Here is a 9,030-nt window from a genome sequence, read left to right as displayed (position 1 = left end):
ACGTCGGGGATCTCCCCGGCGGCCACGTCGCTGGGGGCGGCCCGGACGATCAGCGTCCCGCCGCCGAAGTCCTCCGTCTCAAAGCCGAACCGCTCCAGCAGGGGCAGCTGGGCCAGCAGGGCCGCCCCCTCCTCCGCCGGCGGGGTGAACACCACCGGCTCCAGCAGGGCCTGCACCATGGGCTGGTAGCCCTCGGCCTTCAGGCGGTCGAAGTTGAGCCGCTCGTGGGCGGCGTGCTTGTCGATGAAGAGCACCTTGTCCCCCTGCTCCACGACGATGTAGGTGTTGAGCACCTCCCCCGCCAGGCGCCAGGGCTCGGGCTCCGGAACGGGTTCCGGGGCGGGCACAGGCTTGGGCGCGGGGGCGGGCACGCTCCCCTCGTCCGGGGCCGCGCTTTGGGCCGGGGCGGCCCCTGCCGGGGAATCGGGTGCATCCTCCTGTTGTAGGGGCCGGACATCTGGCCGGCCCGCCGCCGGGGGCGCCGGTTTCACCGGGGGCGCGGTGAAGTCGCGGAGGGACAGCGCCTCCTGGACGGGGGAACGGCACGCCGGGGTCGTCGCGCCCCACGCCGGGCCGTCGAGGGCGGCGGCCCCTGCCGGGGAACCGGCCGCTACGGCCGCCGGTTTCACCGGGGGCGCGGTGAAGTCGTGGAGGGGCAGGGTCTCCTGGACGGGGGAACGGCGCGCCGGGGTCGTCGCGCCCCACGCCGGGCCGCCGCCCTCCGCAGACAGGGTTGACACAGGGCGCGCCGGGGCGGGCTTCCCGTCGTCCAGGGTGAGGGCGGGCCGGGTGTGATCCCCCTCCAGGGTGGACTTGACGGCGTAGTACACCGCGTCAAAGACCTTCTTGTCGCTGCCGAACTTGACCTCCTGCTTGGTTGGGTGGACGTTCACGTCTACGGCATTGAGGCGGGTCTTCAGGTGGAGCACGCAGCCGGGGAACCTGCCCACCATCTTCTGGTTGGCGTAGGCCTCCTCCAGGGCGGCCATCATGGTGCGGCTCTTGACGTAGCGGCCGTTGACGAAGAAGTGCTGATACCCTCTCGTGCCCCGGCAGCAGGTGGGCAGGGTGACAAAGCCGGTGACCGCCATGTCCTCGCCGGAGCCCTTCACCGCCTTGTACCCCAGGGCCATGTCCCGGCCCAGCACGGCGTAGAGGGCGGACTGGAGCTGCCCGTCGCCGGGGGTGAGCAGCTCCTGCTTCCCATCCCGGAGGAACTTGACGCTCACCTCCGGGTGGGACAGGGCCACCCGCTGCACCATGGCGAAGCAGGCCGCCCCCTCGGCGGCGTCCTTCTTCATGAATTTCAGCCGGGCGGGGGTGTTGTAGAACAGATCCCGCACCACCAGGGTGGTGCCCTGGGGGCAGCCGGCCTCCTCCCGGCTCACCACCGTACCCCCCTCCAGGGACAGGGCGGCGCCCAGCTCCTCCTCTGCCGTGCGGGTGAGCAGCTCCACCCGGGACACGGCGGAGATGGCCGCCAGGGCCTCCCCCCGGAAGCCCAGGGTGCCGATGGCCTCCAGATCGTACTCGGTGCGCAGCTTGCTGGTGGCGTGGCGGAGGAAGGCGGTGGGGGCCTCGTCATAGGCGATGCCGCAGCCGTTGTCGGTAACCCGGATCAGGCTCATGCCGCCGTGCTGGATCTCCACCGTCAGGGTGTCCGCCCCGGCGTCGATGGCGTTCTCCATGAGCTCCTTCACCACCGACGCGGGGCGCTCCACCACCTCGCCGGCGGCGATCAGATCCGCCACATGGGGGTCAAGTTGTTGGATGTGGGGCATAGAAGTACCTGCTTTCTAAAATAGGAAAATGGGCGGTAGGATAGGGCAAACGCCGGGCTTCCCCCTCAGGGGGGAAGCTGTCAGCCGTTAGGCTGACTGATGAGGGGGCGGTGGTTGCCAGACGCAGTTCCCCTCATCCGACACGGCGTTGCCGTGCCACCTTCCCCCCACCGGGGGGAAGGCTTTGGGTACCCTACGTCACCGCAAAAAACAGGGTGAAGGCGTTGATGACGGCGTGGAGGGCGATGGGGCTCCAGATGGAGCCGCCGTTGTCGTAGCACCAGGTGAGGGCCAGGGACATGGGCAGATACTGGACAAACAGCAGCAGGTAGCGGAAGTCCACCTGGCCGTAGGTAAAGACGAACTGCCACACACAGTAGACGGCGTACACCAGGGTGGAGAGCACATAGCCCAGGGCCCGGCTGTACCGCCGGCTGGAACCGAAGAGCAGGCCGCGGAACAGGGTCTCCTCCACCACGGGCATGAGCACCACCAGAATCACCACCGTGGCGGCGGGGGCCAGGGCGAACTGCTCCGGATAGCTCAGGCTGTTGGGGTTCTCCACCGGCAGAGGGATGCGCATCACCAGGAAGTGGAGCACCCCGGCGGCGATGAGGCCGGTAACGAAGGCGAACAGGTTCTCCGGCAGCCAGTCCAGCAGCAGGTGGAAGCCGTGCTTGAGAAAGCTCCAGAACACCAGGAACACCAGCACGGCGGAGAGCAGGTAGTACACCACGTTGGCCTCCGCCACCGGCAGGGCCCCCTGAAAGGCCCGCTGCACCCACCCCATCACCCAGGGGAACACCAGCACGTACAGGGCGAAAAACACCCATCCACGGCCCATCTCGGCCTTCGTCATCTGGGGACGCCAGGCGCGGCGTTGTCTGGTTGGCATGGTTTTCCTCTCTTTCTTTCTGGGGCTGTCCAATCAAATCCGGCTTCCCCCCGTCGGGGGAAGCTGTCAGCCGTCAGGCTGACGGATGCGGGGGTGGCGGACTGCCTGATAAGGCCCCCTCATCCGTCGCGGCCAAGCCGCGCCACCTTCCCCCCGTTGGGGGGAAGGCAAATACCGCCGTCACAGCATCTGCTTCAATTCATACACCAGGTTCATGGCCTCGATGGGGGTGAGGACGTTCACGTCCACCTGCCGCAGGCGGTCGGCCACTTTGGCGGCCCCCATGTCCAGCAGGGAGACCTGGTCGTCCGCCGCCGCTTTGGCAGGGGCGGCGGGGGTTGGCGCGGGGGCGCCCCCCTCCTCCAGCTCGGCCAGGATCTTCCGGGCCCGCTTCAGCACCGGCTCAGGCACGCCGGCCAGCTGGGCCACCTCGATGCCGTAGCTCTGGTCTGCCCCGCCCCGGACGATCTTCCGCAGGAAGAGCACCGTGTCCCCCTTCTTCTTGGCGGCGATGTTGTAGTTCTTCACCCCGGGGATGAGCCCCTCCAGGGCGGTGAGCTCATGGTAGTGGGTGGCAAACAGGGTCTTGGCCCCCAGCTTCTTCCGGTCGGCGCAGTACTCCAGCACCGAGCGGGCGATGGCCATGCCGTCGTAGGTGGAGGTGCCCCGGCCGATCTCGTCCAGGATCAGCAGGCTGTGGGCGGTGGCGTTTTTCAGCAGCTCGGCCACCTCGGTCATCTCCACCATGAAGGTGGACTGGCCGGCGGACAGGTCGTCGCTGGCGCCGATGCGGGTGAACACCCGATCCACCACCCCGATGCGGGCGGCCCTGGCGGGCACGAAGGAGCCCATCTGGGCCATGAGGACGATGAGGGCCACCTGCCGCATGTAGGTGCTCTTGCCCGCCATGTTGGGGCCGGTGATGATGGCCACCGTGTCGTCCTCCAGATCCATGTGGGCGTCGTTGGGCACAAAGGGGGCGCCGGTGAGCATCTTCTCCACCACCGGGTGCCAGCCCTCGGTGATGTCGATGCGGTCGGACAGATCCACCTCCGGCCGGCAGTAGCGCCGCTCGGCCGCCACGGCGGCGAAGGAGCACAGCACGTCCACCTGGGCCACGGCGGCGGCGGAGCGCTGGATGCGCCCCACCTGGGCGGCGGCCTGCTCCCGCAGGTCGCAGAAGAGCTGGAACTCCAGGGCGGTGAGGCGATCCTGGGAGGTGAGGATCTCGTGCTCCAGATCCTTCAATTCCTGGGTGATAAACCGCTCGCAGTTCACCAGGGTCTGCTTGCGGATGTAGTCCGCCGGCACCTGGTCGTAGTAGGACTTGGACACCTCGATGTAGTAGCCGAACACCTTGTTGAAGCCCACCTTCAGGCTCTTGATGCCGGTCTTTTCCTTCTCCCGGGCCTCGATGGCCAGCACCATGTCCTTCCCCCGGGTCTGGATGTCCCGGAGGCGGTCGACCTCGGCGTCGTAGCCCAGGCGGATGAAGCCCCCCTCCCGCACGGAGAAGGGCGGCTCGTCCACGATGGCCCGGCCGATCAGGTCCCGCAGCTCCTCCAGATCGTCCAGCTCCCCGGACAGGCTCTTCAGCAAGGCGGAGGGATAGGGGGCCAGCCGCTCCCGCAGCTCCGGCAGCTTCCCCAGCCCGGCGGCCAGGGACACCAGATCCCGCCCCCCGGCGGTGCCGTAGACGATGCGGCCGATGAGCCGCTCCAGGTCGGTGATCTCCCGCAGGACGCGGATGAGCTCCTCCCGGCCGATGGTGTCGTTCACCAGATCCTCCACCGCCCCCAGCCGCCGGGAGATGGCCGCCGGGGAGAGCAGGGGCCGCTCCATCCAGGCGCGGATGAGCCGGTGCCCCATGGCGGTGCGGGTCTTGTCCAGCACCCACAGCAGGCTCCCCTTCTTCTCCTTGGTGCGCAGGGTCTCGGTGAGCTCCAGGTTGCGCCGGGCGGTGAGATCCAGCTCCATGAACTGCCCGGAGGTGTACCAGCTCAGGGAGGCGATGTGGGACAGGTCGGTCTTCTGGGTCTCATAGAGATAGGCCAGCAGGCCGCCCACCGCCTGCACCGCCGCGTCGCAGGGCAGCTGGGCCAGGCCGTCGGGGAACTGCTTGGCCGCCGCCGAGCGGGCGGCGTCCAGCCGGAAGCGGCCCTCTCCCCCGTTTTCCACACGGCAGTTCAGCTTCTGGGTGAGAAACTCCACCAGGGCGGCGTCGCTGTACGCCCCGTCGGACAGCATGGCCTCCCGGGGGGCGTAGCGGCCCAGCTCGTTATACAGGTGCTCGTCGGTGTCGGGGCCGTCAAAGGCGGTGACGGCGCACTCGCCAGTGGAGATGTCGCAGAAGCACACGCCGGTGCCGGCGGAGTCCCGGTAGACGGCGCAGATGTAGTTGTTGCGCCCCTCCTCCAGCATGGAGGCGGTCATCACCGTGCCGGGGGTGACGATGCGGATGATGTCCCGATCCACCAGACCCTTGGCGGTGGCCGGATCCTCCATCTGCTCGCAGATAGCCACCTTGTACCCCTTGGCGATCAGCCGGGCGATATAGGCATCGGCGGAGTGGTAGGGCACCCCGCACATGGGGGTGCGCTGATCCTCCGGCTTGCCCCTGTCCCGGCTGGTCAGGGTCAGCTCCAGCTCCCTGGACGCCAGCTTGGCGTCCTCGTTGAACATCTCGTAAAAATCACCCAGCCGGAAAAACAGAATGCAGTCCGGGTGCAGCTCCTTTATGCGGAGATATTGCTGCATCATGGGGGTGTTCACTGGCGGCATGGCTTCTCTCCTGTTCTGTCTCTCTATCATGATGGTATGAATGGCCTCCCCCCGGCGGGGGGAAGGTGCCCCAGTGCGCACACTGGGGCGGATGAGGGGTTCCCCGTTCTCACACCGGGAGTGCCCCCCGCAGGGCGGGCCTGCCCGGCCGGGGCACCGCTTTCTTTCCAAAAGAAAGCGGTGGGAAAGAAAGGCCGGGGGGCTTCGCCCACCCTGGCCCCCCAATACGGGGGCTCATGGCGGCGGTGGGTTGTAATTGGCCCGCAAAGACCAGCCGCGCATTGCCGCAAGTTTTCCTGGCGGTTTTGTCACAGGCGCTGCCGCGCCCTGGGTGGCACGCATTGGGATTACCTTGCAGGCCCTGACAACGGTTGCGTTGTACCGGCCTGGCCCGCCGGGCCGCCGTCGGTGCCATGCCCCCGAAAAACAAGGGCGCTTGCGGCGGCGTTCGAGCGGCGGAGGCGTTACGAAGTAAGCCTTCGCCGCCGGTAAACTACCTGTAGGACAGCTCTGGGGGGTACATCCAATAGGGGGGCCGAGGCCCCCCTGATTGGTCGTTTCAAGGGGTGGGTGCAGGGAGGGGGAAATCGAAATCCCCCTCCCTGCTGGTTTTCCCCCCGCTTTTGCCATCAAAAGCGGGGCGCCCGCCGCGCAGGCGCTCGCCGGAGGCCGGGCCTCCATGGGGCGGGCGGATACTATCCGCCCCTACGGGCTGTCTGTCCGGCCCACCAGGTAATCGATGGACACGCCGAAGTAGTCGGCCATGCGGATGAGGGTGGAGACAGTGGCCTCCCGCTCGCCGTTTTCATAACGGTGATAGGTTCGGAGGTTAATGCCCACGGCGTCTGCGGCCACGGACTGGGAAACATGCTTTCCCTCCCGCAAGATTAAAAGACGTTCCGCAAAAGTTGCCATAAAAACTCCTTGACATTGACCGAACGGGCAATATATAATAAAAGCACGAATTGACCGTACGGTCAAATTTTTGGAGGGTTATACGATGCAGGATATCGTAGACTATCTCTTTGAATACGTCCAGGAGCACCGGCTGGCGTTCTACCTGAACGCCGACCCGGAGTATCAGAACGCGGGGCGGATGGCGGAGCGGGCGGCGGACTGGCTGGCGGCCAATCTTGGCCCGGAGGCCAGGGGCCAGCTGGAGCGCCTGACGGGCTGCAGTCTGGAGCAGGGGGATCTGACCGAGCGGGCGCTGTTCCGCTGCGGCCTGTCCCTGGGGCTGGAGCTGGGGGCGTTAGGCCGGCTCCCCGGATAGAGACCACTTGTTGGCCCCGGTGATCTTCACGTCCACGAACTGCCCAATGAGGCGGTCGTCCCCGGTGAGGCGCACCAGCCGGTTGCCGGGGGTGCGGGCGGTGAGGCCCTTATCGTCCTTCCCGTCCACCAGACAGCGGACGGTCTTGCCGATGTAGGCCCTGTGCTTTTCCTCGGAGATCTGATCCTGCCGCTCCACCAGCCGCTGGAAGTGGGCGGCCTTCTCCTCCTTGGAGATGGGGTCGTCCATTTTGGCGGCAGGGGTGCCCTCCCGGGGGGAGAAGATGAAGGTGAACAGGGCGTCGAAGCGCACCTGGTCGATGAGGGTCATGGTCTGCTCAAAGTCCTCGGCGGTCTCGCCGGGGAAGCCCACGATCACGTCGGAGGTGATCACCACGTCGGGGATGGCCGCCCGCAGGCGGCGCACCTTGTCCAGGTAGCCCGCCCGGTCGTACACCCGGTTCATGGCCTTGAGAATCCGGTCGCTGCCCGCCTGGAAGGGCAGGTGGAAGCAGGGGGCGATCTTGGGGGAGGAGGCCATGGTGTCGAACAGCTTCTGGGAGGCGTCCTTGGGGTGGCTGGTCATGAAGCGGAGCAGGAAGTCGCCCTCGATCTCAGAGGCGGCCTTCAGCAGATCCGCGAAGTCACAGGGAGTGTCCAGATCCTTGCCGTAGGAGTTGACGTTCTGGCCCAGCAGGGTGATGTCCTTGTACCCCTCGGCCACCAGGCCGCGGATCTCGTCCAGAATCACCTCCGGCTGCCGGCTGCGCTCCCGCCCCCGGACGTAGGGCACGATGCAGTAGGTGCAGAAGTTGTTGCAGCCGTACATGATGGACACCCAGGCCTTCACCCCCTCCTGGCGCACCAGGGGGATGCCCTCGGCGATGGAGCCGGGCTCGTCGGCGATGTCGAAGATGCGCCCCCGGCGGGTCACCAGGCGGTAGAGCAGCTCCGGGAACCGCCATAGGGCGTGGGGGCCGAAGACCAGATCCACCTGGCGGTAGCTCTCCTTGATCTTTTGGGCCATGTGGGGCTCCTGGGCCATGCAGCCGCACACACAGATCAGCTGCCCCGGCTTGGCCCGCTTGGTGTGCACCAGGGCGCCCACGTTGCCCAGCACCCGCATCTCCGCGTGCTCCCGGATGGCGCAGGTGTTGATGACGATCACGTCGGCCTCGGCCTCGCTGTCGGTGAAGTGGTAGCCCATCTCGCTGAGATAGCCCCGCAGCCGCTCGGAGTCGGCCTCGTTCTGCTGGCAGCCGTAGGTGTCCACGAAGGCCAGGGGGGGCGCGGGCCGGGCGGCGTTGCGCTCCAGGATTTTATGGCAGAAGTCCCGCTGGCGGGCGATCTCCTCGGGGGAAATCTTGGTGGTGGTTCGGTTCAAATCGTCTCCTCCAGTTTTGCAGGTTCAATCATTAAATTTTACCACTTTTCTTGTCGGAAAACAAGCGCCAACCCCCGCCAGGGGCGGGCGTTTTTTCCTGCATACACAGACAGCCGCGCGGATACCCGCGCGGCTGCCCTCTTTTTATTCCTCGTCCAGTTTGAGGACGGCCATGAAGGCTTCGGTGGGAATCTGCACCGTCCCCAGAGAGCGCATCTTCTTCTTGCCCTCTTTCTGCTTCTCCAGCAGCTTCTTCTTGCGGGTGATGTCGCCGCCGTAGCACTTGGCCAGCACATCCTTGCGCATGGCTTTGACGGTCTCCCGGGCGATGATCTTGCCGCCGATGGCGGCCTGGACGGGCACCTCGAAGAGCTGGCGGGGGATGTTCTCCTTCAGCTTCTCGCACAGCCTTCTCGCCCGGGGGTAGGCCTTGTCCTTGTGGGCGATGAAGGACAGGGCGTCCACCTGGTCGCCGTTGAGCAGCAGGTCCACCTTCACCAGCTCGGAGGGCTCGTACTTGTCCAGCTCATAGTCCAGGGAGGCGTAGCCCTTGGTGCGGGCCTTGAGGGTGTCGAAAAAGTCGTAGATGATCTCCCCCAGGGGCATGGAGTAGTGCAGCTCCACCAGGTTGGTGTCCAGGTACTGCATGTCCTTGAACTCCCCCCGGCGCTCCTGGCACATGGGCATAATGTTGCCCACGTAGTCCGGCGGGGTGACGATGGACACCTTGGCGTAGGGCTCCTCCGCCATCTGGATCTCCGCCGGGTCGGGGTAGTTGTGGGGGTTGTCCACCATGACCACCGACCCGTCGGTCTTGGTGATGCGGTAGATCACCGAGGGCAGGGTGGTGATCAGATCCAGGTCGAACTCCCGCTCCAGCCGCTCCTGGATGATCTCCATGTGGAGCATGCCCAGAA

6 protein-coding genes and 1 pseudogene are annotated in these 9,030 nt (G+C 66.5%); 1 reads left to right on the top strand and 6 read right to left on the bottom strand.

All coding sequences use genetic code 11. The annotated features are described in order from the left end of the window. The 4 genes from mutL to QZ378_RS10795 form a co-directional block, all read right to left on the bottom strand. Positions 1–1,781: DNA mismatch repair endonuclease MutL (gene mutL, locus QZ378_RS10810; RefSeq protein ID WP_291258271.1), on the bottom strand; the 1,781-nt coding region annotated here is incomplete at its 3' end. Positions 1,782–1,974: 193 nt separating this feature from the next. Next, positions 1,975–2,676, bottom strand: a complete 702-nt coding sequence (locus QZ378_RS10805; protein WP_291258270.1) for a type II CAAX endopeptidase family protein — start codon at positions 2,674–2,676, stop codon at positions 1,975–1,977. Positions 2,677–2,856: 180 nt separating this feature from the next. Continuing rightward, entirely contained in the window at positions 2,857–5,457 is a 2,601-nt protein-coding gene (gene mutS, locus QZ378_RS10800; protein WP_291258269.1) for a DNA mismatch repair protein MutS, read from the bottom strand. 705 nt (positions 5,458–6,162) lie between these two features. Then, positions 6,163–6,372, bottom strand: a complete 210-nt coding sequence (locus tag QZ378_RS10795) for a helix-turn-helix transcriptional regulator (RefSeq protein WP_087242220.1) — start codon at positions 6,370–6,372, stop codon at positions 6,163–6,165. Between the two features lie 85 nt (positions 6,373–6,457). Between QZ378_RS10795 and QZ378_RS10790 the strand changes: the two genes are divergently transcribed. Beyond that, positions 6,458–6,730, top strand: a complete 273-nt coding sequence (locus QZ378_RS10790; RefSeq protein WP_291258268.1) for a DUF6809 family protein — start codon at positions 6,458–6,460, stop codon at positions 6,728–6,730. Here QZ378_RS10790 and miaB read toward each other — a convergent pair. Beyond that, positions 6,710–8,113: a tRNA (N6-isopentenyl adenosine(37)-C2)-methylthiotransferase MiaB gene (gene miaB, locus QZ378_RS10785; RefSeq protein WP_191379744.1), complete on the bottom strand. Its 1,404-nt coding sequence runs from the start codon at positions 8,111–8,113 to the stop codon at positions 6,710–6,712. The two genes, QZ378_RS10790 and miaB, sit on opposite strands and share 21 nt — an antisense overlap. A 144-nt stretch (positions 8,114–8,257) precedes the next feature. Next, positions 8,258–9,030, bottom strand: a pseudogene (locus QZ378_RS10780) (elongation factor 4); the annotation flags it as partial.

The organism is Flavonifractor sp. (assembly GCF_019422385.1).
GTDB lineage: Bacteria > Bacillota > Clostridia > Oscillospirales > Oscillospiraceae > Flavonifractor > Flavonifractor avistercoris.
The sequence above is the reverse complement of the archived record's forward strand: the minus strand, read 5'-3'. Positions and strand labels throughout refer to the sequence as shown.

Excerpts from the sequence above, each read along its gene's own strand:
- mutS (WP_291258269.1), bottom strand. The coding sequence starts at position 5,457 with ATGCCGCCAGTGAACACCCCCATGATGCAGCAATATCTCCGCATAAAG.
- QZ378_RS10805 (WP_291258270.1), bottom strand. The coding sequence starts at position 2,676 with ATGCCAACCAGACAACGCCGCGCCTGGCGTCCCCAGATGACGAAGGCC.
- QZ378_RS10795 (WP_087242220.1), bottom strand. The coding sequence starts at position 6,372 with ATGGCAACTTTTGCGGAACGTCTTTTAATCTTGCGGGAGGGAAAGCAT.
- QZ378_RS10790 (WP_291258268.1), top strand. The coding sequence starts at position 6,458 with ATGCAGGATATCGTAGACTATCTCTTTGAATACGTCCAGGAGCACCGG.